The sequence below is a fragment of the Moorena sp. SIO3I6 genome (assembly GCF_010672095.1).
In genome coordinates, this window is the sequence record NZ_JAAHHU010000030.1 from 39303 (window position 1) to 64373 (window position 25071).

The following is a 25071-nucleotide window of genomic DNA, read 5'->3' on the forward strand; positions in this document are numbered from 1 at the left end:
AATTTACATGCGTGAAAGCTTAATTATCAATACAAGCTCAATCAAATAAATCCGGATTATTGTTCCTATTTTGAAAAATAAATAAAGTAAAACTGAGTGCCCTGGTCTATACATAAAATTTTGTTAAGGGTGGTTATTGATTTGTGGTTAGTTTATTTTTTTTTACTAACTACTAAATACTCAAGTAATAACCACCCTCCAAGGATATAACTAATCCGATGTGACTAGAAGTCAGGAGCACATAAAACTGCCTATATTTGGTAAGTAAAGGCAGCTTTGGTGGAGAAAAAATAATGCACCTTTGACGATGGACAATTACCAGCTCCCCTAAAGCGTAAGGAGCATGCCATTGACTTTAAAGAGGTTTGAGAGTAATGTCCAAAAGTGCAATCGCATCTTTAACGTCTCCCTCAGCTGATTCTCTGGCGCAAATGAGCATCACTACCACATTTTTACCCAGCTGACGCGCCAAGATCACTCCACTGACTGGCTGAGTCTGACCACCTAGGGTTAAGCTACCTCTCCAAGGAAGGGGTGCATCTCAGTTTTGCAATTAGGCAAAAATTCCCGCGCCCCCGCCCCACACTTCCCACACTTCCCGCGCCCCCGCCCCGCGCCCCCGCCCCACACTTCCCACACTTCACATCTTTTTTACAAATATGAGATGCACCCCTTCTCCATCGGGTGAGGTACAAAGTTCTGGGTTTGTTCGCGTAGCGTGGCCCAAAGGCCAGGGAGTCGGGAGTCGGGAGTCGGGAGTCGGGAGTCGGGAGTCGGGAGTCGGGAGTACTGTTTGCGTCAATTCTTGTCCACTGTTCCCTGATCCGAAGTTCCCTGTTCCCGACTTCTGAAAGAAGTCTATACTTTGAAAAATTGGTATAACGTTACGGGTTATTGTCGCTCCCGCTTGGATTGATATAACGTATAAAACCAAAAAAAACGTAAGGATTCAGGTGTGGAGAGAAGGGATGAGGGAAGGAGGTTGGGTTAAATGACCCGATTGAGCCATAAGAGCTTGCTCGTTCGCGTAGCGTGACCAAAGGTCAAAAAATCCATCACCGACCGTTTTTGAAAACGGCAAGTTTGGACTGGTCGTGTAGTAAATTAGCGGTCTGCTCGAAACCTTAGAGAGAACGAGAGCCACCACGTTCCCTTACGCTTGGTGACTGCCAAACGTTTTGACCTCTCGGCGAGATTATTATCTGGTGGAACTTGGGGATGGTCTAAAAAATACCACCATTGGGAAGCCTTCTGTTTGAGGGAGCGCAGTAACTTACCTGCTTCGGCTCCTGCCACCGACCACCAGGTTTAATGAGTCAACTGTACCTGAGTTTTGAATCCCCTAACGCAGATGTTGGTACTCTGTCTCATCGCCATTTTCTGGCCAGAGGCGATAATGGCGAAAAGCTTCATCAATCAGACTCACGAGTGCTTCGACCATCGCTCGGTTGTGTAGTCCAGGCTGTTTGATTAACCTCAGAAAATGACGACGTAGATGGGCGTGCGCATTTCTGTTGAGCGCTGACTGGATAGCCATTATACACATTCAAGTCATCACTACTAAGAACACCCCTGTATTTACTGCCCAACTGAGATTCCAGTTCGGCACGTCCCCTGGTGTCAGCGGCCCGAAATAGACAAAAATCTCGATTGCTAAAGACCCAGAGCCATTCCTTAATTCCCTTTACAGGCCAAGGAGTTTCATCTACATGAATAGATGGTTGTTCTGTTTTTACCCATTCTGACAATTGCTCAACATGAGGTTTAATCGCCAGTTCAACCCGTTGATTGGTGTTCACTAAAGTCCCATTACCGATCTCAATCTTGCCCAGTTCCCATAACATCTCTTGTTGTTTTTTATAAGGGAGATGTCCATAATTCCCTAACCATCCCAGAAAAGCTTGTACCTTGACCCCCAAATCTTGTCCGGGTATCATCTCAACAGACCAAGAGGCTGATGTCACCGCACCACAGCCGCTACATTGACAATGGTAACGATGGTACTCAACTACCTCGATTGGTTTGTTCACCAGTTGGGCTACTTGTTGAGTGTCTACCAATATAGGTTGATCTAAAAATTCTCTTTGACCACACTGACTACACACAGACGGTTGCAAGATTTCGGTTCGGTCTATTCTGGAAAACCCAAAACGAGTTTTTCCCCGATGACCTGGTTGTCCTCCGGGTTTTCTCTTTTTGGCCTCAGTGGTGGGACAATCCTCCTTTTCTAGGGCTTTTTCGGATTTTTTCAGTAGATCAGTTGATGGGGGTTTCGAGGAAGTCTTACTATCGTGGGTCCCGACTAAGCTTTAATTTTTCAATTTCGAGCTGTAGTTCCTCAATCACTTTCTGTTGAGTCAATAGCATCTTTACCAGTTCCGCTTTTGACAACTGGCGCACGGCTTTCTCGAGTTAGCGGGAGAGGTGAGTGACTCATGTGTTTACTTTACCCTAGTTTGCTTCAAAGTCAATCCCGCAGACTTTCAAGAAGCTCCCTTCTTTGGCATTGTAGCAATCCCTGTGACCTGAATCCTTACAAAAAAACACAATTCAAGTCTACCGGATTTCACTTGAAAATTTGCTAATCTGTTGAGGTGCAAATATGCTAAAAAACGATCAGAGTGTCCAAGAGCTGTATTATTTTGTAATGTTGCTTTACCTTGAGCTCATTTTCCTGGGAATGCCATGACTAACTTGCCTGAGCCTGTGCCACCCAATCAGCCTGAACATAGTAACAACGGTACCGCCAAGAACTCAGCCAATGGTAATTCACCACCATCTCCTCCCCAAACTCAAGAGGAGCAACATTTATCTACCCTGCCGTTGTCAAACCTGCCCAATAAACCAACTATTGGATCAGTTAGTCCTGCTAATCGCTCCCTAAGCGTAATTATTCTCAGTGCGATCGCTATCATGATTTTTGGGGTAGTGATTGATAACCTCTGGATTGGGATATCCGGAGCTACTGTGGCGCTGCTGGTTTCATTGCCAGTAATTTTACCGGTTGTCAAACAATGGCTTACTGATTTGTTGCCACCCCAACAAAGAATCAAAGTTATTGCCTCGATCGGAGTGGTAGCAGCAATAAGTGGCTTACTGAACTTTCTTGGTGTTTACCAAAACATCAGCAATTGGTTAGTTCAGATTAAATGGGATGAATTTGGGTCATGGGCTGATTGGGTGGGTGCTTTGGGACAGATTTTGATTGCCGTCCTAGCAGTATTCATTGCTTGGCGACAATATGTCATTTCCAAAGATCTGACTATCCAGCAAAATATGATTACTCAGCAGCAAACCATTGATGCTTACTTTCAGGGAGTTTCAGATTTAGCCTTAGATGATCAGGGATTGCTAGAAGATTGGCCCCAGGAGAGGGCATTTTGCGAAGGAAGAACCGCTGCAATTCTCAGTAGTGTGGATGCCCATGGGAAAGCCAAAGTGCTCAGATTTTTGTCCCAAGCCCGTTTACTGACTCCCCTCAGACGGGATAATCATTTAGGACGCCCCATGTTGGATGGGTATGGAGGATACCAAGAAGACCGAATTTATGGTATCAGGGTTATTGACCTGAATGTAATGTTAGCTGGTTCAGACCTGAGTGGTACAGATTTGCGTTGGACAGAACTCGGCGAAGCTAATATGGTCAGAGCTAATCTCAGCTTCTGTGACTTAGTGCAAGCGAATCTATCCCGCACTGTTTTATATGAAGCCAACCTCACTGGTGCTGACCTCAAGGGAGTCCGCCTATTTTATGGTTCAGTAGAAACTGCCAGTCCCCGCAGTCGTACCCATCCCCCTGACTATCCCACTGGAGCTTACACCGGTGCAGTAGTCGAAAATGTTAACTTCACCGGTGTCCAGCGGATGGATGAAAAGCAGCACTACTATTGCTGTGCTTGGTCCGGTGAAAAGTCAAGAAAAACAATCCCGGGTGGTTGTCAGGGAATTCCTAATAAATTAGGGCGTTAGAAGGTCATTAAGGTTGAAGGTTGAAGGTTGTTAAGGTTGAAGGTTGTTAAGGTTGAAGGTTTAAGGTTTAAGGTTGTGAAGGTTTAAGGTTGAAGGTTGTTAAGGTTGAAGGTTGAAGGTTGTTAAGGTTGAAGGTTGTGAAGGTTTAAGGTTGAAGGTTTAAGGTTTAAGGTTGTGAAGGTTTAAGGTTGAAGGTTGAAGGTTGTGAAGGTTGTGAAGGTTTAAGGTTGAAGGTTGTGAAGGTTGAAGGTTGTGAAGGTTTAAGGTTTAAGGTTTTATAGAAAATCTGCAACTTGCCACCTTAAACCAACGAACCGGCAACCTGTAACTTACCACCTGTAACTTACCACCTGTAACCTTCAACCTTCAACCTTCAACCTTCAACTTTCAACCTGCAACCTGTAACCTCTAACTTTAAACCTGCAACCTTCAACAAACGATGAACCCAACCTATTCCCTGGTTATTCCTGTATATAACGAGGAAAACAGTATTTTAGAACTGTACCGACGCATCTGTACAGTAATGGATCAGTTAGGGGAGGTGGAGTTAATTCTAGTCAATGATGGCAGTTGCGATCGCTCTCTAGAGCTGATGCGAGACCTTCATCAAAAAGACCCAAGGGTATGTTACCTAAGTCTTTCCCGTAACTTTGGTCATCAAATTGCTGTCACTGCCGGTCTAAATTTTGTGCGGGGTCAAGGGATTATTGTCCTAGATGCTGATTTACAAGACCCACCAGAGATCATCCCAGTGCTAGTGGAAAAATGGCAGCAGGGTTATCAAATTGTTTATGCTCAGCGCACTCAGAGACGTCGTGAAAGTTGGTTAAAGCGCTTTCCGGCTTACCTATTTTATCGTTTACTGCGCCGTCTAGCCAATGTCGAGATTCCCTTAGATACGGGGGACTTTTGTTTAATGGATCGACGGGTGGTTGATGTACTCAATGCCATGCCAGAACGCAACCGTTACGTGCGGGGATTGCGTTCTTGGGTAGGGTTGCGGCAAACCTCTGTTTCCTATGTACGTGACCCCCGCTTTGCTGGTGAGATCAAGTACACCATTCGTAAATCCCTAGCCCTAGCAGTAGATGCACTGGTTTCTTTTTCTAAAGTGCCATTGCGAATCGCTACTTATCTGGGATTATTAGCAACAGCGATCGCGCTATTGATGGCAGGGTTAGTGCTTTACTGGCGGATTTTTGAACCGAATTCTCCTGTGACTGGGTTTGCCACCATTATGATTGCAATTTTCTTTTTGGGAGCAGTACAGTTAGTATCTATTGGTATTTTGGGGGAATATGTAGGACGGATTTATGAAGAAGTTAAAGGAAGACCATTGTATGTTTTATCAGAAGTGAGGGGGTTTGGGTCGGAAGGACTATCAAAGTAAGGGATAAGTTATCAGTTATCAGCTGACAGCTATCATGTTTCAAATAAACGAGCTTTGTGGCACAGGCTTCGACGCTGTGAAATAACTCAGATTAAACTAATGCTTACCCAGGGCTATTTTATTCTAAATAGACTTCTTGCAGAACTAGGGAAAAGCGGATCACCGGAACAGCATATCACTGGAAAAGTGGAGAAGAATTGACGCAAAGCGATGTAGAGGTCCGACCCGTGGCGAATTTAATTACGGGTCAAGCGCACCATTACGGTCTTGGGGGGGCAGCGCCGCCAAAGGGGGTTCCCACGGGGCTTACAGCGATGCAGAGGTGCGACCCGTGGCGAATTTAATTCTTAATGCGGAAAACGCACCATTACGGTCTTGGGGAGGCAGTGCGGTCTTGGGGGTTCCCCCCATGAGCAACTGCCGTGGTTCCCCCCGGAGACGAAACCTGATTACGTTGAGCCTTTATGGTTGGTAGGCTATGCAGATGCATGGGTAAAACTTGAGGCGCGACCCCGTAATTTAATTCGCCATAGGAAAGCGCGCCTCCATTGATTAAGGCTCAACTGTCTTACGGTAACTTCAAACCATGAGCGACTGCATCAAGAACACTATCAGAAAACTACTTTTGCAATAGGTCTATAGCGGTTTGCGCTTAGATTAGTTACAATAGCAACAATAAGAAAACAATTTTGTTATTTGTTTTTTAGTCAAAGAATCACAACAATCAACTAGACCTTGTCTTGATGCAGCGCGGTCATGGGGGGAACCCCCAAGACCGCGCTGCATCGCTTTTCTAACTCATCTCTCGTCATAGTTACTAATGAACGTAAATGTTCTTTCAAAATAAACCAGAATTTTTCAATGGGATTAAAATCAGGAGAATAGGGAGGTAAAAATAAAACTTTAGCTCCAACTTCTGATAATATTTCTATAACTTTTTGATTTTTATGACTAGATAAATTATCCATAATTACCACGGCACCAGGCCATAAGGATGGGGCTAAAACATATTTTATATAAGTAATAAAACTTTGAGTATTAATCGAGCCATTTAAGGTCATATTTCCTAATATTACTTGGGAGGAAATAGCACTAAAGATTGTGATATGTTCTCCTCTATAATAAGGGCTATAATCGACAACTCTGGTTCCTCTTTGAGAACGACCATAAATGCGCTTTTTCCCTAAATTAAACCCCGTTTTATCCAAAAAAACTAGGTTTTCGACTAAAAAACTAGTAACTGTTTGCCAATATAAAAGTCTTAAATTAGCTACTCTTTCCGTTTTAGCTTGACTGGCATATAAACTTTTTTTTTTCGTGTTATGTTGAGTTTTTTCAGGAATCTACTCAAGGTAAGTAGGTGGGCGTAATTAAGTGTAAAATAGAAAAGTAGTTTAAAAATCCCAAAATCGTAATGCCAGCTCGATTAAAAATTCGTCTAAGTGAGTTATAACTTCAAGAGTTGTTAGAATTAAAATCTGATAATAATTGTCCAAAAAGAACTATAAAAAGAGTATAATTTATCTGTTGAAATCCTAAAGTATGGACAGTCAATCAAATATCTGACTGGATAGATTGGTCACCGAATACAGTGAAAAAAACTATTCATAGGTGGATAATACAAGGCAAAGAAGGACTCTGGGATAAGCCAAGAAGTGGTAGAAAAAAAAACCTGGAAAAAATCGGATATAGACTATCTAGAAGAGCTTTGTAATGATGAAGAAAGAACTTACAATAGTAAGCAGCTATCTGTTCTTTTAAAAAAAGAGCGTCAAGTGGAATTAAGTCCCGAAAGAATCCGTAAGATACTTAAAAAAAAAGGATATTTATGGAAGCGAACAAAAACAAGTCCAAGACGACATCCTAACCCCAGAGAAAAAGAATATAAAAAAGCAGATTTAGATATGTTACGTCTGCAAGCCTCTTGTGGTGATGTCAGACTAAAATACTTAGATGAAGCAGGTTTCAGTCTTTGGAGTCCTGTAAGTTATAGTTATATAAAGGTAGGAAAACAGAAACAAATTCCCCAAAGTAAAAAACGAGGAAAACGTCTAAATATATTAGGAATATATGAGCCCCAAAAAAGCTTTAACTATACTTTAAAGCTTGGTAGTCTAAAAAAAGATAATTTGATCAAAGTTTTGGATAGCGATGCAGCGCGGTCTTGGGGGTTTCCCCCATGAGCGACTGCATCAAGACAAAGAAGCTTAAGAAGCAAAAACAGCTCGACTAAAAACAGGAATAGATACAGTGATTGTCTTGGATAATTCCTCAAGTCATAAAAGTCATCAGGTAAGATCTAAAGAAAAAGAATGGTTAGAAATGGGATTGTATTTATTCTTTCTGCCAACTTATAGTCCAGAACTTAATCTAATAGAGGGGGAGTGGCATCAACTTAAAACTCATCAAATCTCTGGTAGAATGTTTGAGGATGAATACGATCTAGCTTTAGCAGTTAAAGAAGGTATAAACAAACGAAGTTGCGAAGTAGGTTATCAGCTTCAACAGTGGACAATATCTGAAAATATAGATAGTAAAAATGATCAAGTTTTTAACGTTTAATTAAGCCCACCTACTTAGTTAGGTGTACAGTAATTTGTTTATCTTTTTCAAGTATTTCCACCATTTCCGAGAGAGTTAATGATGGATGCTCTGACAACATAGATTTGATAAATTCCGTGAATGGTTCTAATTTAGATGCTCGGTTATTCCCTTGTTTGCCCGGTGATATATTTCCAGTTTATTTGAATTTTTTAATAATTTTAAATACAAAATTGCGACTCACTTTAAACCTTTTATCTAACCGGGTCATTGAGCCTTGGCCAAAGGCCACGCTACGCGAACACAGTCTAGATAAGCTGTGATAATTTTCGTTTTTATGTCAACAGAATATGCTTTCATAATTGAATTTTTATAATATCTATTATATTATACTCTATTTAAGCGCAAACCGCTATAATCTAATCGGAATATGGTACGATTCAGAGCAAATTCCATTTAATGCATCTACTCCCGTGTCTCAAATCGCAATTATAGAAGCGAAAGCTGGACTAGAAGCTCCTCGTCGTCGTGCCGGACAGCGCCACACTCTGTCACTGTGCCTACCGCTATTTACTTTGGCCATGTTCCCTGACAGGGGGACATAAAGCAGGGTAAGCGCAAGAATCAATAAGCCGTAGCTTACCCTCGAAAAAAACCACGTCATTCTCAACAAATTAACTCTATTGCGAGTACAGTTCGACGAGATTATAGGGGTTTCGAGCCACGAGCAACCGAGATCCAGCCAATGCACATTATGGGCAATTTTTTCTTGCGCTTACCCTGGGACATAAAGCTTATAACGTAGACAATTCTGACTCTATAGCCCGCTCACCCTTCTTGTAATAGTTGAGGCAACGACGGTTAATTTGCATGCATTTCGTCCACTATTTTTTCGCACAATCCCCTTAAGGGAAGCCACGAATGCTCAGGTGCGCTTTCCGTTCGCCGTAGGCGACGCTTTTGGCCTACGGCCAAACGCGAACGGCGAATTTAATTCTTAATGGGTCAAGCGCACTTTAAGTAACTGAGGAGCCATGTTAAAATAAGTTGTACAAATTTTATCGGAAATAAATTGTGAGATATAGCTTCCAGAAAAAAAACTGTTCAGGTTATTTTTACACGAGTCCTGATCGGTTGAACGTATTACCGAGTAATGATTTTAGCTTGCATGTTACCCCCCCATAAAATTAACTCAGTACCTTCATGTTATTTTATATATTGTGGAAATATAAACATTATCCTATCAATATACTATACTAGTGCCAATTTTAGTGTTGAGTATAGCAATGTCTCTGATTGTTGGAACCAGAATCCATAGTGGTGTTGATGGTTATATCCCTGAATTAGGTAAAGTGGAAAATTGGTGTGATCAGGTACTAGAATACGCTGATTATATAGTAAGAGCTACAGATAATCAACTATTTGACAAAATTAGCAAAATTGTTTCGGTGTTTGCAGAACAGGTACTTTCCCTGCTAATAAATCCCTGGAAAGGACTAGCTCATCCCCTAAATGCGATTGTATGTGAAGCAACTTATTTGGGTGGTGATAAACTTTTGCTTCAAAGTCTAGAAGTCTATATATCATCAACAGATGTGGAAACCTTGAATTCTCACCTTACCTCTGACACTCTGGTAGTGGGGGCAAAGATGATTTCAACCCATGGAGGAGATGCTGGAGTAAAATTTATAGATGGTATGACCTCTCCTTGGAATACTTTAGCTTTGTGGAACTTATCAAAGTTAAACATAACAGGGTTTTTAGGAATTTCTAGTGGACTTATAAAGGATGTACCTGGTGGCATGGAAGAAGTAACCACTATTTCCTTACTGCAACAACTTTATCAAAATCAAGCTCAGGCAAAATTGGTTAAACTATCAGACCTTAAGTGGATTACTACCTGGAATAGTCAAGAACGCCAAAAGTACCATAAAAAAAAAATGTTGACAAAATTGTTGCGAGCAGAAAAACAACTAAAACACTCCAGAATTAAGCGTGGAGTTGTCACAATATTGGAATAATAAATTTATCGGCTCACAATCATTTTTTGCCCGTAAACAAGGAAATATGAATCAAAATAAATTTATCAATTGGTCTGAGCAGTATCAGTGCATACCTACTTCTGTACATTACCCTGCTTCAACTGAAGAAGCTAGAGACATTGTTTGCCAAGTAATGCAACAGGGAACAAAAATCCGAGTATTTGGTTCAGGACATTCCCCAAGCGATATTGCTATGAGTAATCAGGATTTGGTTTGTAGCGATCGCTTAAATCAGATCCTAAATATCAACTATGATAGTCAAACTGTTGTTACTCAAGCAGGAGTTACCCTCAAAGATTTGAATCAAAGCCTAGCAAAACATAGACTAGCCTTGCCCAATCTAGGTTCTATTTATGCTCAAACTGTAGGAGGTGCAATGGCAACTGCAACTCATGGCACAGGATTAAATTATGGGGTACTGTCAACAATTATTCAGGAAATTACACTGGTAACAGGTTTAGGAGAAGTTATCAAAATCTCCAAAGATGAAAATTATCAACTATTTAATGCAGCCAAATGCCATCTAGGAAGTTTGGGATTAGTCACAGAACTTAAATTACAAGTAACAAAAGAATTTGACTTAGAAGTACGAGAACAACCAGAAACTCTAGAAACTGTATTGGATAAACTACCAGAACGCCTGCAAGCTGACCACTATCGTTTTTGGTATTTACCCCATGCAGATAGGGTGTGGGAGTGGAGTGCAACTCGCAAACCACCTGGAAAAACTGCTCCCAAACAAAATTTTTTCCAACGCTTCCAGAGTTGGTATAGAGAAAAACTTATTGGTTACTATACATTTGAACTGCTCTTATATTTAGCTACTTATAATCAACGTCTGATTCCCCTGGTTAATCGCTGGTACGTTCAACAAATGTTCAGCAAGTCAAAACAGTCACGAGGGAACAGTGTCAGTCAATTCAATTTTGATTGTCTATTTAAACAGCAGGTTAATGAGTGGGCGATTCCTATAGAACATACGGCTGAAGCCATCTTGCAAATTCGCCAGATGATTAAAGAAAAAGACTATCAAGTTCATTTGCCCATTGAAGTGCGCTTTGTCAAAGGAGATGATATTTGGTTAAGTCCTTGTCAGGGTAGAGATAGCTGCTATATCGGGGTTATTACTTATATGCCCTACGGTAAATATGTTGATTGTCAATCCTATTTTGATGACTATGAAAAAATTATGGCTAAATTAGATGGTCGTCCCCATTGGGCAAAAAGGTTCGGGCCTGATGCTGATAAATTAGAAAAAATGTATCCCCACTGGAACGACTTTCATAAAGTACGTTCTCAACTTGAACCAGATAATATATTTGGTAACTCCTATAGCGATCGCGTACTCGTAAAACCTAAAAAAACGCCTTTGTATTACTCATAAAAATCCGAACATGGGAACAGATATTTTAGTCATCGGAACAGGTGAATATGTCACAGGTTTTGTTCACGGAGCAGCAGCTAATTCTGACAAAAGTGCTGGTGTTGTAGCCTTGGTGCTTTTCGACCTCCGAAGTCGTGGAAAAGTAGAGCAAATTTCCCTCTGTGGACGAGATGGAAAACGTTTTCCAGGGATTCGCCATCATTTTGCCGAACAAATTAGTTCTCGGTATCAGGGAATAGATGCTTCCGTCCATACTTTTCCTGATGACAATGACTATAATCCCCAAGCCTATCAAACTGCTATCGAGAAGATGAAGCCAGGAAGTGGGGTAATTGTAGTGACACCTGATGATACCCACTTTGAGATCGCCATGACTGCTATTCGTCAGGGAATGCACGTTTTAGTTGCTAAACCATTGGTGAAAACTCTAGCAGAACATCAGAAATTAATCGAGGCTGGAAAGCAACATAATGTACTGGTGGGAATAGAGATGCACAAGAGGTTTGACCCCATGTACTCTGATGCACGCGATCGCGCTCGCAGCTATGGAGATTTTAGTTATATGAGTAGCTATATGAGTCAGCCGAGAAGTCAACTTAACACTTTTGGTCAATGGGCAGGGCGCTCTTCTGACATTAGCTACTATTTGAACTCTCATCACATAGATTTATTAGACTGGATGATAGGGGATCGGGCCAGACCCATCCAAGTAAATGCTTTAGCTGCTACTGGAGTCGCCAAGACAGAGTTAGGCATTGATACCGAAGATACCATTACCCTAACGGTTCAGTGGGAAAACATCGAGAGTAGGAATTTAGGAATCTCCATTCATACGGCATCATGGATTGCCCCTAAATCTGACGTTCATTCCCAACAACGGTTTTTCTACATGGGTCATCAAGGAGAGTTACAAGTCGATCAAGCTCATCGAGGTTATACAACTGCAACAGTATCTGGGGGATATGCTAGTATTAACCCCCTATTTATGAAGTACGAACCCTCTGATGGCAAATTTGCTGGACAGGGAGCCTACGGTTATCAAAGTCTTGAAAGATTTGTGGATGCAGTAGGCAGTATTAATGAGGGAAAAGCGGAACCCAAAGATTTTGACAATATCCTAGCGACTGCTGCTCGAACTTTACAGACAACAGCTATTCTTGAAGCTGGTCGTCTCAGTTTAGATAGTGGTGGTTTACCCGTTGAAATTAAATATAGTTCCCAAGAGCTATTAACACCAGAAACTCTCAACCTCAACCTCAACCGCACCTAAATACAATTTTATCATAATGTCGGCAGAAAACCCGAGCCATAACGGTAACTGCTCACCGCAATAAAGATGCTCTATTGACAACGGAGAAGCCAAATTGAACACTTGGATGTATATTGGTTCTTATGACTCCAACCGCCACCGAGAATTCCCAGTCCGTCATGAGCGTCGCCTCCGAACAGTTGGTGACCAATGTACTGCTGGTTGAGTGGCTCGTGAAGCTGCAACAACAACTATCCCTTCAACAACGAGTGATTGAACAGCAGCAAAGACAAATCTTTGGGCAGCAGCAAGAGATAGAACAATTTTTGGAGGAGCGTATTGAAGCTCAAAAACCGCTCCTCGAAAAATAGTTCAGTCCCTCCTTCCTCTGACCAACTCCAAAAGCCCAGCAACAAAAGTAAGCGCAAAAAGGGGAAAAAGCGCGGTCCCAAGTATAATCATCTTTGGAATTACCCGTAACGGATTTGGCACTCAGTCACGAAATAGTGACTATCGAGCATTAAAGCTGTCCCATGTGCGCTACTTCCTTAGAGGTAGTAGAAGAAGCTCCACAAAAAGTCCAGCAAGTAGCTGAAGTAGTCGAGCAACCAATAGAAATCAGAGAATATCGCCGCCCTCTATACAATTGTCCCAATTGTGGATGGTCTGGTTATAGCTCTATGCCTTGGGGAGTCAAAGAAGGATTCAGCTATGGGGGACGACTCTGTAGCATTGTGGGCTGGTTAGGGTATGGGGGCAACTTGACGTGGCGTAAACAGGAATATTTTGCCTTTATATGTCTTGGGGGTTCCTATTTCTCAGGGAAGTCTGGCAAAAATGCAACGCTGGTTCCAAGAGAGTTTGGAGCCTTCTTACCAACAATGGCGTTCCCTACGTCAGACAGCCAGGGGTCAGGTGTGTGGATGAAACGACCTACTGTATAGATGGCATTAAGTATTGGTTGTGGGTAGCTACCAGTGACCAGGTATGTGCTAAGATGTTAGCACCCACACGCAGTAGTGCTGAACTAGAGAAATTACTGGGAGCTGAGTTTGAGGGAATACTCACGCTTTGATTGTTTTAGTGCCTACTCTCCACAAGGAGCTCAGGCCAAGCAGAAGTGTTTAGCCCATCTCGAGAGAGACTTAAAAGCCCTCTTAACCAGTCGCTTTGAAGGCAATCGACAGTTTGCGAGCAAAGTGCAATTAGTGTTGTGGCAAGCTCGCAGTTGCTATCAGGATTATCAAGAAGGAAAACTTAGTTGCCAAACTCTCAATGACCAACGAGAAAGTGTAGAAGCTTCTCTTAAAAAAGTCTTAGAAGAGACACTCTTGGATACCCTCCCTCAGATACTTTGAGATTGATTCAACGACTACAGCGTCATTGGAATGAGTGGTTCACTTTTTTGTCTCATCCAGAGGTCAAACCTGATAACAATGATGCTGAGCGAGCAATGGCCCAATTGTGATACATCGCAAAGTCAGTGGTGGGGCTTGAAGCGATTGGGGGGCACAGTTAGTCGCCCAAATGTTTAGTTTTTTGGTTTCGATGCGGTTGCAAGGAAATAATGCGTTCGCGAAGCGGTTCTTTTGGAACATCGCTGCTTTATGTGAATTATTGTCTTTGGCTGGTCGAAGTCCCCCAGGCTTGGAGTTTTCCTGACAATTAGAGTAAACCATAGTTTTATTTTCATGGGTCGAATGGTAAAGCTATTCCAGTCCTCAGGTTCTTCGAAAGCGGATATTGTCCGCTAACAATGACTCATATCTCACTGTTTGTTCATTTGCCAACCCACTTTCAGATTTGCGATCGCACTTTGAGATTCGTGATCGCACTTTGAGATTCGCGATCGCATTTTGAGATTCGCGATCCCAGTCTTGGGAAACCCCAATATCTCCTTCAACCCTTATGTCGTAGCTTTTTGACATTGTGATTCCGAATGGCTCACCAAGGGTGAGCGAACGGTGAGTCATAAGAGCCAATATAGCAATTCCTTAATAGGTCGTGGTAATTTCTGAAATTCGATCCTTGCTCTACCTGGGTTTTAGCCGATCACTTATTACATCCTATTTAGGATTGCTATATACACCCAAGTGTTCAATTTGGCTTCTCCGTTGTCAATAGAGCATCTTTATTGCGGTGAGCAGTTACCCATAACGATAGTTTGGCGTCGTCTGGGAATGACAAGTGGCAAAGTATGGTATCATATTAATACAGCCGATAAACCAAGCTTTAAAAGTTGAAAAAAATCAATTCAACTCTTACTATTTACAGTCGCTGAGAGGCATAATGAGACTCTAAATGGACGTGGAGGAAGCGTAAATCTACCCCTAAAACGTACTTGCACTGCAAGTGAAGCCCGCCTTGAGTCATTCGTTCAACGCACAGTTGTTTGATTGATGGATAGGAATCGGTGCGCTGTCTTTTAAGAGCAGCGTCAGGAGGATGTCAATTCACCAGATTCAACAACAATGAAAAAGTCACTAGAATTGCCAAACCAACAAAAAATTTATTTCCTCAACGAGGAGGAAGCACTTTTTCTTTATGATGATATTTTTGTCAGACAAAGTTATTTGCAGCATGGGATAACTTTAAAACCAGGTTATACAGTATTTGACATTGGTGCCAACATAGGTTTGTTTGCACTTTTTGCTCATCAATATTGTCAAGGCAATATCAATCTATTTTGTTTTGAACCAATTAAACAAATTTATAAAATTATGCAAAAAAATATGCAGTTAACTAATGTTATTAGCTATAATTGTGGATTGTGGAACGAAGATAGTAAAGCAACGTTTGATTACTTCCCTCATTACTCATTATTATCAGGAGCAGATGCCAAGTTTAGCCCGGCAGAGAAAAACAACTTTACCAACTTAATTATTAACAACTTAAATAATAAAAATGCAAAAAAAACTAATAATATCATAACACAAATCATTAAAATATGTCCGTTTCCATGGAAAGCAAGATTAGTGGAATTTATTTTAGAAAAGTTTTTCTTGAAAACCAAACAAGCTAGTGTAACTTTAACGAGTATATCTGAAATAATCAAAAAACATGAGTTATGTCAGATAGATTTAGTTAAATTAGATACTGAAAAAGCTGAACTTAAAATTCTTGAGGGAATCAATTCCGCAGACTGGCAAAAAATCCAGCAGTTGGTTATAGAAGTTCATGACATCCAAGACCGCTTAAATATCATCAAAAATATGTTAGAAAAAGAAGGCTTTGAATGCTATGTAGAAGCAGGTTCACCACCAAAATTTTTAGCTTACTCAATTTTAGGAGTCACTAATCCAGTTTTCACCAATCATTATTCACAAGAATTACTTTATACTATCTATGCAAAAAGAATAAAATAACGATTGTAAATGATGGTGCTAAACATATTTTTGAAAATAAATTGTATAATTTTATGAAAAACATGAATTTAAAATACTTGATAAAAATATGTTTTTTAATTCACTGTATAACCCCATACGGTGGCTATTACGAATAATCGGAGGTTGGGTATAACTTCGTTATACCCAACAAAAAACCATTAAAAATGGCGTTAATTAATGGTAATTTTTTTATATAAAATTCAAACAAAATAAGTTTTATGATAGTATTAACCCTGACTATTGAATTTTACTAACGCCCACAAATTGATTTAAAAAATATAAATAAACCTACAAAAGTTAAGTAATCAGTAATTTTAATTAAAAATATAGGAGTTTTAAATTAGCTGGGGTACACATTTTTTTGTGTTAGGGAACAGGGCCTTCAGAGCAGGGAACAGGGAACATGTAAGATCGAAAAAATATTGTGTGTTTCATTAGGATAAAAAGCGCTATATATAACTTTTGTCACAGTTGGTATTAGGGGAATTATCGGTGATGATAAAAATATCTGAACATACTCTTGTTGAGCAATACAACAAATATGCAAGTTATGAAAGCAAAAGATGGCAAGATTTAGCAGCACAAAACGTCAATAGTTGGGCGGATGTCTGGGAACAATCAGTAGCTCATTTGTCTCACCGCCCAATAGTTCATGAGGTAGGTTTTATATCCCCTTGGAGCTATCAAGAACTTGATCGCGCAGCCGATAAAATAGCAGAATGGGCGATTTCCTCAAATCAAAAATACATCGGGGTTCACCAAAACAACAGTGCTGTTTTCCTAGCTACTGTCTTGGGATTAGCTAAAGCAGGAATTGTCGCAGTTTTATTTAATGCCAGAGAATCAGATAAAAAATTATCAACTTTAGCCCATAATTCAGGAGTCAAGATTACCATAGGTCAGCCCATCCCATCAGTAGAAACCTATGACCCAAACTGGATTCTTGAACGTTCCTGGTCGGGTCGCACTTCAGCAAAACACCGTCGTCAAGTTACGCTTGATGACCCAGTTGTGATTATCTTTACTAGCGGAACTAGCGGTCGCAGTAAACCCGCACTCTTTAGTCATCGCCGGATGATTGGTGCGGGAATTGCTTGGTCGTTGCGAACAGGGATGTCTTATGACAGTAAGTGTTACATCACTTTGCCTCTCTATCATGGAAATGGGCTAGCTGTGGCTTTTTCTAGTTGTTTAGAAGCGGGAGCTTGTGCTGTAGTCCGCGATAAATTTTCTGTGGGAGCATTTCTGACGGATGTGCGTACCTACAATTGTGATTCAGTTGTTTATATTGGCGAACTGTGGCGTTATCTGAGCAACAGTCCCCAACAACCCGAGGATGCCAAAAATCCCCTGGGCGTTATTTTTGGTAATGGTTTAACATCTCCCCTCTGGGAGCAGGTGATCGAAAGATTTGGGATTGAAAAAGTAGTAGAACATTACGGTGCGACAGAAATGCCAGCATCAGCACTGACAAATTGGACGGGAAGACCGGGTTATTGTGGTTTTATTCCCCCAGACCATCCTGATGCCAACAATGTAGCGTTAGTTAACGAGCAAGGAAAAGTTGTTGCACCGGGAGAAGTTGGAGAGGCTGTGTTGCGGGTTCCGGGTAATTTCTATCGAGGTTATCTTGACCCAAAACTAGATGAGGATAAACTCTGGAGAAATTTATTTGAACCAGGTGACTTGTGGTGGCGTTCTGGAGATTTACTATGTCGAGATGCTGACGGCTTTTTTATGTTTGTTGACCGTATGGGTGACAGCTTTCGTTGGAAAGGAGAAAATGTTTCTTGTGTGGAAGTAGAGGAAGCAATTTTATCGACGGGTAAAGTCCGAGAAGCGGTTGTTTATGGAGTTCCAATTCCTGGTGCATCGGGTAAAGTAGGGATGGCATCTATTTTACCTATTGAGTCTTTGGATGAAGGTGAAACTCTTGATGATTTCTTGACTCACTTGCAAGAACTTTTATCTCCCTATGCTATCCCACACATTATTCGATTAGTTGATCGGCATCACGAAACAACTTCCACTATGAAGATTATCAAAGCTCATCTACAGACTGAGGGGTTTAAGCAAATTGAAAAATATCCACATTTTGCGTTACGTCAGGGTCGGTATGTTCGCCTGAAAAGGGATTGCATTTCGGTACTATAGTCAGGAAAATTAACTCTAGGTTTTAGGTAAATAATATCAATGGTAGTGGTAAATATGTAGTGAATTAACCAAGGTATGTTAAGGTTTGTCAAGGGTTTCAACTATGGTAGCTACTTCCACGTATTGAAAGCCTCATCAGCTCGAAAAAGAGTAAGCATTCAGCTATCAACCGTTGGCCATTCGCGTAGCGTGGCTAAAGACTATGAATTCCTGGCCGAAAGGCCAGGGAACTGAGATTTAGCAAATGCTTACCTATTTCATTCAAAAGCTGAAGGCTGACGGCTGATAGCTGTTAGCGTAGCGTGCGCGTAGCGGATATGCTTAGGTTTTTTTAGTCTGTTTTTTCTATACCCTTGGCGAAGATGCTATCTTTCTCTGTGAGAGCCAACCTAAACCCAAAATACTAAGTCCTATAACCGTACCAGCTTCAGGTACACTTGCTGGTGATTCATTTTCTACCCGCCTAACAATCGCTGTGTCTACGAACTCTCCATCTACCTCGAATCCAGTAAATAAGTCTCCGAAAATACTCGGACCACTATAAGGATTAAATCTAAAATCTTCTGTAGCCCAACTTAATTGCTCGCTCTCTCCTACCGCACCTTCAAACAGTGACAATACAGGCTGTCTCGTAGAATCCGCCTTGGTATAGGTTCTATTGTTGAAAAAAAACTCAATCTCATCTACTGGATACGTTAACTCGACCACGGTAATATCAGGCTCACGATAATCAAATTCTCTCCGAGTTTCATTGGCGTCATCATAGCTGAACTTACCAGAAAATTCTTCTGTTGAAAACTCATAGGTAATGGTAATAGCTTGGGCAGGATTAGTGTCAATCACTGCTAGGCTTAAAGCCGCACCAGTAGTGATTAGTGCTAAGTTTTGGCAGATACTTTGTAGCTTTAACATTGATTTATCCCTGAAAATTACTTGTTGATATTACTTATTTTTAATTTTTTAAATTAAGTCTATACCAAGGGTCAGTAGAATTTATAAACACTACATAAAGTTTACATAAAGTTTACATAAAAATGTGAATAACGGTTGATACTATAGCAATAGGGAATAGGAAATAGGGAACAGGGAATAGAAAAGGGTTGATAAACGTTAAATTTATTAACACAGTTAACAGAATTGATGTCCAAGTAGTTAGTTAAAAACTTGTTAATAAATCCCAAACACATTCTGGTCAACTAATCCGTCAGCCTATGCGCTACGCCCACGCGTGCGCGAACAGCCATTTGCGTAGCGTGGGCAATGTGCAATGCGCAATGGCCAAAGGAGAGCATTTAATAGTTCGAGATTAATGGGAATTGAAAGTCTGGGTAAAAGCTGATACGCGACACGGTGATACGCGACACGCTGGTATTTCAAGTAACAGTAAGGAGAAACTAATTAATACTAAACTATAGCGTTGCTCACAGTTATCAAGTACATTAAATTTTATTATCCCTACTCCCTACTCCCTACTCCCTACTCCCTACTCCCTACTCTCTTTGCTATATGACTGAATTTGCGTCTTTCAAAACTCAAGTAGCTGCTTCAGCTCAACGTTTGTTTGAGCTCATTGATGGTTTTAAGCAATCCAAGGTACTGGTGGTTGGTGATTTAACTCTTGATGAGTTTCTCACAGGTGAAGTGGAACGAATTTCACGAGAGGCACCAGTATTAATAATACGTCATGAAACCACTCGTCAAACTCCTGGTGGTGGGGCAAATGCTGTTTATAATCTGGCTAAGCTGGGAGCAAAGGTTAAGGTAGCTGGGTTTTTGAGTAAAGATCCTCAAGGGCAAGTGCTGCGGACGATGTTTGAAGAGGTGGGGATTGATACTAGTGCGATCGTGATTGATCCAGACCGACCAACTGTGACCAAAAGCCGGATTGCTGGTCATGCCCGTCAGTCGGTGACTCAGCAGATTGTGCGAATAGACCGCAAGTCAGATGAATTGCCCGACCGGGATAAGCAGTTAGAGTTGGCAGCACAAATACAACAGCATTTAGATCAGGTGGATGCTGTAGTTTGTTCTGATTACGGAGATGGTGTGTTTACACCACCAGTGATTGAAGCCGTTTTGTCTCACGACCGCACCATTGTAGATACTCAGAAGGATCTGGCCCGTTATCATGGCGCTATAGTTTTTACTCCCAATCTGCCAGAAGCGGAGCGAGCAGTGGGCTATGGGATTAAGAGTTTTGAGGATTTGTTGAGAGCTGGTAGAGATTTGTTGGCACTGACTCAAGGGGAAGAAATTCTGATTACTCGTGGTGAACAGGGGATGAGTTTGTTTGGTCGTGATGGTAAGGTTGAGCATATCCCAGCCTTTAATCGCACCGATGTATTTGATGTAACTGGTGCTGGGGATACCGTAGTAGCAGCCCTGACCTTGAGCTTGTGTCTGGGGGCTTCCTACTGGGAAGCAGCGGTTTTGGGGAATTTGGCCGCTAGCATTGTGGTGCGTCAGTTTGGGACAGCCACCACTAGTCAGGATGAGATGAAAGAGGCTTTACGGGGATTGTTGGAGCTTGAAGCATAAACTATAGCAATTCTCTGTTCGATGCTTTCATCAATAGGTAAAGATTTATTACGAAAAAAATAATTTCTGCGTAAAGTCAACAGATTATCTTGAGGAATAAATAGGGAGCATCTCACTGCTGTGTGAGCGTGATTATACTGCCCACATATAGCAGAAGTCAGAAGTCAGAAGTCAGAAGTCAGAAGTCAGAAGTTCAGAAGTCAGAAGTCAGAAGTCATTTGAGAATAACATGTTTTCTCGCAATCTCGCCTTTATCATCGGTATCAATAACTACAGAAACGGCATTTCTCCCCTCAACACTGCCGTAAACGATGCCAAAAAACTAGTAGAAATTCTCCGCGAGAAGCATGATTACGAAGTCTGGGAATGCCTAGACGAAGTGGCAACTCTGTCTAAGTTTAACAAATTTTTATCTCATACCTTACCCGAACAAGTTACTGAAAATGACCGCTTATTATTTTACTTTGCTGGTCATGGAGTCGCTCTCAATGGGGATGATGGCCCGGCGGGTTACTTAATTCCTCAAGATGCTTTACTGGGGGATACTAATAGTTATCTGCCCATGACCAAGTTACACGATGCTTTAAGTCAATTACCTTGTCGTCATTTCTTGGGTATCCTCGACTGCTGTTTTGCTGGTGCTTTCCGTTGGTCGAGTACTAGGGATCTACTCACATCACCAGAAGTAATTCACAAAGAACGATACGACCGTTTTATTAGTGACCCAGCCTGGCAAATTATTACCTCCTCAGCTTCTGACCAAAAGGCTTTAGATAACTTTAATTTAGATAACGAACGCGGTCAATTCGGCAATCATTCCCCTTTTGCTAGTGCATTATTAGAAGCCCTCGAAGGGGCAGCAGATATAATTCCTCCTGCTACCAATGGTAAACCGGCGGGAGATGGGGTAATTACAGCCACAGAATTATATTTATATTTACGGGATCGAGTCGAAATACCCACAGAAAAATGCCGGATACGACAAACCCCTGGTATTTGGTGTTTAAATAAGCACGATAAGGGAGAATATATCTTTCTTTCTCCGGGACATGAACTTAACTTACCCCCCGCACCACCTTTAGATGAATCACAAAATCCCTATCGCGGTTTAAACTCCTTTGAGGAGAAACACAGTTCACTGTTTTTCGGTAGAACATTACTAGTAGAAAAGTTACAGGATTTTGTGAAAAGTCATCCCCTGACAGTGGTGTTGGGTGCTTCCGGTTCGGGTAAATCTAGCTTGGTCAAGGCAGGATTAATTCCCAAACTACGGCAATATAATACCGAGAAATGGTGTATTTTGCCACCCATTCGTCCTGGTGAGACTCCCTTGCAAGGGTTAAATAATGTGCTGACTGAAGCTAAGTTACCCTTGGTTGAGCCACAAAACCCACAGCAGAACCTGGCAATGAGCATTGATGTTTGGGCGAAGAATAACCCCAACTCTAAGTTATTACTGTTGATTGACCAAAGCGAAGAAATTATTACACTCTGTCAAAACTTAGATGAGCGTCAGGCGTTTTTCCAACAGATACTCACAGCCATAAATACCCATGGGGATAAATTACGGGTAGTATTAACCCTACGCTCTGACTTTGAACCCCAAGTCAGGGATGCTGGCTTAACGTTTGTCCCCACAGACTATAACGTGGGTTTAACTGTGCTTAAAAAGCGTTGGCACAGCAGACGATTTATTGTACCGGCGATGACACGAGGGGAACTAAGGGAAGCGATAGAAAAACCGGCTCAAGCACGGGTAATGTATTTTCAACCCCACGATTTAGTTGAACAATTAATTGATGAAGTGGCGGATATGCCGGGAGCATTACCCCTGCTGTCTTTTGCCTTGAGTGAATTCTTCATCAAGTATTTAAGGCGGCAACGGGAGGCACAATACAGGGGTATTACTATTGACCGGGCGTTGACTCAAGCCGATTATCTTGAATTGGGGGGAGTAATGCAATCACTAACTCAAAGGGCTGATGAAGAATATAAGGCGCTAGTTAATAAAAACCCCGCTTATGACCAAGTTATCCGTCATGTGATGTTACGGATGGTGGCACTAGGTGGAGGAGAATTAGCCCGTAGGCGCGTATCGTTATCAGAATTGAAATATCCGGGTCAGAAAGATGGTTTAGTGAACGAAGTAATTAAGCGCTTTACTAACGTACGGTTATTGGTTAATGGAGTTGATGCTGTACGCAATCCCTATGTGGAACCAGCCCATGATGCTTTGGTGCGGGGTTGGCAAAGGTTGCTGGAGTGGAAACAAAAAGAGGAGGAAAATTTACTTCTACAACGGCGGTTGACTCCTGCGGCGGTGGAGTGGAAAAATCTTAAAAGCAAAAAACAATCATCCGGTTTTGAAGCCAAGGCTGAAGCTGCGATTAATTGGTTGAATGGGAGACTTGACCTTGCTGAAAACTTTATTAACAAAATAAACACCCTCGAAAATACTCCGTTGGCTCGATTGTGGCAACGGACACCGGAGCAACAAAAAGATTCGAGAGATAAAACCGTACAATTTCTTTGGAATGCCAATCCTTATCTTGATGTATTGAATAAAGAACTCAATTCTGATGATAACTGGCTGAACCAAGTAGAAGCTGAGTTTGTGCAGCGTAGCGTCAGGCAAAAAAGCTTCAATACTCGTCGGAATTGGGGTGTTGCGATCGCAGTTATGCTGGGGTTAGGTACAGGTTTAGTATTATCGACTCATTTTGGCTTACAATCTCGTAAACGGGCAATTAACTCAGACTTCCTTGCACAAGCTGCCAATATCAAGTATTCTCTATCAGTAGAATCTACTACAGAAGAATTGCTCCAAGCTATTGAATCAACCGCTAAAATTCAAGATTACCAAAAATCCTTACAACCAACAGTGATCAATGAAATTAATTCTAGCTTATTGACAGCTTTAGATAACGTACGAGAAAGGAACCGTTTACAAGGTCATACAGGTTGGGTCACTAATATCGCTTTTAGTCCAGATGGCAAACAGATTCTCAGTGGCAGTGACGACGGAACAGTGCGTTTGTGGGACACAGAAACCGGTCAACTAATCCATACATTAGAAGGTCATACTGATACTGTCTATGAGATCGCTTTTAGTCCAGATGGCCAACAGATTCTCAGTGGCAGTTCCGACAACACAGTGCGGTTGTGGGACACAGAAACCGGTCAACTAATCCATACATTAGAAGGTCATACTAGTTTGGTCTCTGATATCGCTTTTAGTCCAGATGGCAAACAAATTCTCAGTGGCAGTTGGGACACCACAGTGCGTTTGTGGGACACAGAAACAGGTCTTACTCTCCATACATTAGAAGGTCATACAAGTCGGGTCGAAGCGATCGCTTTTAGTCCAGATGGCAAACAGATTCTCAGTGGCAGTCACGACAACACAGTGCGTTTGTGGGACACAGATTCCGGTACACTAATTCATACATTAGAAGGTCATACTAGTTTTGTCACTGAGATCGCTTTTAGTCCAGATGGCAAACAGATTCTCAGTGGCAGTCACGACAACACAGTGCGTTTGTGGGACACAGATTCCGGTACACTAATCCATACATTAGAAAGTCCTACAGATTGGATCACTGATATCGCTTTTAGTCCAGATGGCAAACAGATTATCAGTGGCAGTAACGACAACACAGTGTGCTTGTGGGACACCGAATCCGGTCAACTAATCCATAAATTAGAAGGTCATATAAAAAATCAGTTAAGTTCTGTCACTGATATCGCTTTTAGTCCAGATGGCCAACAGATTCTCAGTGGCAGTAAAGACAGCACAGTGCGTTTGTGGGACACAGATTCCGGTACACTAATTCATACATTAGAAGGTCATACTTCTGAGGTCTCTGAGATCGCTTTTAGTCCAGATGGCAAACAGATTATCAGTGGCAGTTTGGACAACATAGTGCGTTTGTGGGACACCAAATCCGATCAATCTCTCCATACATTAGAAGGTCATACAAATACTGTCTATGCGATCGCTTTTAGTCCAGATGGCAAACAGATTCTCAGTGGCAGTTTTGACAACACAGTGCGCTTGTGGGACACAGAAACCGGTCTTCCTCTCCATACATTAGAAGGTCATACAAATACTGTCTATGCGATCGCTTTTAGTCCAGATGGCAAACAGATTATCAGTGGCAGTTTTGACAACACAGTGCGTTTGTGGGACACAGAAACCGGTCTTCCTCTCCATACATTAGAAGGTCATACTAGTTTTGTCACTGATATCGCTTTTAGTCCAGATGGCAAACAGATTCTTAGTGGCAGTGGCGACAGAACAGTGCGTTTGTGGGACACAGAAACCGGTCAACTAATCCATACATTTGTTGGTCATACCAATAGTGTTACTGATATCGCTTTTAGTCCAGATGGCAAACAGATTCTCAGTGGCAGTAACG

General features: G+C 41.6%; 18 protein-coding genes and 2 pseudogenes. 14 read left to right on the top strand and 6 right to left on the bottom strand.

All coding sequences use genetic code 11. The features are described from left to right. Positions 1-640: 640 nt before the first annotated feature. Together F6K49_RS11350 and F6K49_RS11355 are read right to left on the bottom strand one after the other, a co-directional pair. Entirely contained in the window at positions 641-934 is a 294-nt protein-coding gene (locus F6K49_RS11350; RefSeq protein WP_293067262.1) for a hypothetical protein, read from the bottom strand. 15 nt (positions 935-949) lie between these two features. Continuing rightward, a pseudogene (locus F6K49_RS11355) lies at positions 950-2400 on the bottom strand (IS66 family transposase). Positions 2401-2685: 285 nt separating this feature from the next. Here F6K49_RS11355 and F6K49_RS11360 point away from each other — a divergent pair. Next, entirely contained in the window at positions 2686-3969 is a 1284-nt protein-coding gene (locus tag F6K49_RS11360) for a pentapeptide repeat-containing protein (protein ID WP_293096689.1), read from the top strand. A 166-nt stretch (positions 3970-4135) separates the two neighbouring features. Here F6K49_RS11360 and F6K49_RS11365 read toward each other — a convergent pair whose 3' ends face one another. Further along, positions 4136-4261, bottom strand: a complete 126-nt coding sequence (locus F6K49_RS11365; protein WP_293096692.1) for a hypothetical protein — start codon at positions 4259-4261, stop codon at positions 4136-4138. 147 nt (positions 4262-4408) lie between these two features. On the opposite strand from F6K49_RS11365, the gene F6K49_RS11370 reads away from it, so the two are divergent. Both F6K49_RS11370 and F6K49_RS11375 read left to right on the top strand, forming a co-directional pair. Beyond that, positions 4409-5359, top strand: a complete 951-nt coding sequence (locus F6K49_RS11370; RefSeq protein ID WP_293096695.1) for a glycosyltransferase family 2 protein — start codon at positions 4409-4411, stop codon at positions 5357-5359. Positions 5360-5690: 331 nt separating this feature from the next. Continuing rightward, complete coding sequence (locus tag F6K49_RS11375) at positions 5691-5834, top strand: hypothetical protein (protein WP_293067269.1); 144 nt, start codon at positions 5691-5693, stop codon at positions 5832-5834. Positions 5835-6087: 253 nt separating this feature from the next. Here the strand turns inward: F6K49_RS11375 and F6K49_RS11380 are convergent, their stop codons facing one another. Next, positions 6088-6702, bottom strand: coding sequence for an IS630 family transposase (locus tag F6K49_RS11380; protein WP_293096712.1), 615 nt, complete (start codon positions 6700-6702; stop codon positions 6088-6090). 312 nt (positions 6703-7014) lie between these two features. Here F6K49_RS11380 and F6K49_RS11385 point away from each other — a divergent pair, with 312 nt between their 5' ends. The 7 genes and pseudogenes from F6K49_RS11385 (at position 7015) to F6K49_RS11415 (ending at position 14237) form a co-directional block, all read left to right on the top strand. Further along, positions 7015-7542 (top strand): hypothetical protein, encoded by a 528-nt coding sequence (locus tag F6K49_RS11385; protein WP_293025995.1) that lies wholly within the window; start codon positions 7015-7017, stop codon positions 7540-7542. A gap of 67 nt (positions 7543-7609) precedes the next feature. Beyond that, entirely contained in the window at positions 7610-7921 is a 312-nt protein-coding gene (locus F6K49_RS11390) for a transposase (RefSeq protein ID WP_293025997.1), read from the top strand. A 452-nt stretch (positions 7922-8373) separates the two neighbouring features. Then, the gene (locus F6K49_RS11395; protein ID WP_293025999.1) at positions 8374-8505 is read left to right on the top strand and encodes a hypothetical protein; all 132 of its coding nucleotides are present in this window, start codon (positions 8374-8376) and stop codon (positions 8503-8505) included. A gap of 681 nt (positions 8506-9186) precedes the next feature. Continuing rightward, entirely contained in the window at positions 9187-9921 is a 735-nt protein-coding gene (locus tag F6K49_RS11400) for a hypothetical protein (protein WP_293096699.1), read from the top strand. Positions 9922-9967: 46 nt separating this feature from the next. Continuing rightward, positions 9968-11326 (top strand): D-arabinono-1,4-lactone oxidase, encoded by a 1359-nt coding sequence (locus tag F6K49_RS11405; RefSeq protein WP_293067274.1) that lies wholly within the window; start codon positions 9968-9970, stop codon positions 11324-11326. Between the two features lie 10 nt (positions 11327-11336). Further along, positions 11337-12596 carry a Gfo/Idh/MocA family oxidoreductase gene (locus F6K49_RS11410; protein WP_293067277.1) on the top strand — a complete coding sequence of 420 codons (1260 nt, stop codon included), beginning with the start codon at positions 11337-11339 and terminating at the stop codon, positions 12594-12596. Between the two features lie 113 nt (positions 12597-12709). Continuing rightward, positions 12710-14237, top strand: a pseudogene (locus F6K49_RS11415) (IS66 family transposase). Positions 14238-14296: 59 nt separating this feature from the next. Here F6K49_RS11415 and F6K49_RS11420 read toward each other — a convergent pair. Continuing rightward, complete coding sequence (locus F6K49_RS11420; RefSeq protein ID WP_293030268.1) at positions 14297-14503, bottom strand: hypothetical protein; 207 nt, start codon at positions 14501-14503, stop codon at positions 14297-14299. A gap of 543 nt (positions 14504-15046) precedes the next feature. Here F6K49_RS11420 and F6K49_RS11425 point away from each other — a divergent pair. Together F6K49_RS11425 and F6K49_RS11430 are read left to right on the top strand one after the other, a co-directional pair. Further along, positions 15047-15940: an FkbM family methyltransferase gene (locus F6K49_RS11425; RefSeq protein WP_293030265.1), complete on the top strand. Its 894-nt coding sequence runs from the start codon at positions 15047-15049 to the stop codon at positions 15938-15940. Positions 15941-16456: 516 nt separating this feature from the next. Then, a complete protein-coding gene (locus F6K49_RS11430) occupies positions 16457-18115 on the top strand; it encodes an AMP-binding protein (RefSeq protein WP_293067283.1) in 1659 nt (552 codons plus the stop codon). 345 nt (positions 18116-18460) lie between these two features. Here the strand turns inward: F6K49_RS11430 and F6K49_RS11435 are convergent, their stop codons facing one another. Beyond that, positions 18461-19027, bottom strand: coding sequence for a hypothetical protein (locus tag F6K49_RS11435; protein ID WP_293022432.1), 567 nt, complete (start codon positions 19025-19027; stop codon positions 18461-18463). A 594-nt stretch (positions 19028-19621) separates the two neighbouring features. Here F6K49_RS11435 and F6K49_RS11440 point away from each other — a divergent pair. Next, positions 19622-20653 (top strand): PfkB family carbohydrate kinase, encoded by a 1032-nt coding sequence (locus F6K49_RS11440; protein WP_293067286.1) that lies wholly within the window; start codon positions 19622-19624, stop codon positions 20651-20653. Between the two features lie 229 nt (positions 20654-20882). After that, positions 20883-25071, top strand: a 4189-nt coding sequence (locus F6K49_RS11445) for a caspase family protein (RefSeq protein WP_293096705.1), incomplete at its 3' end; no start/stop codon positions are given.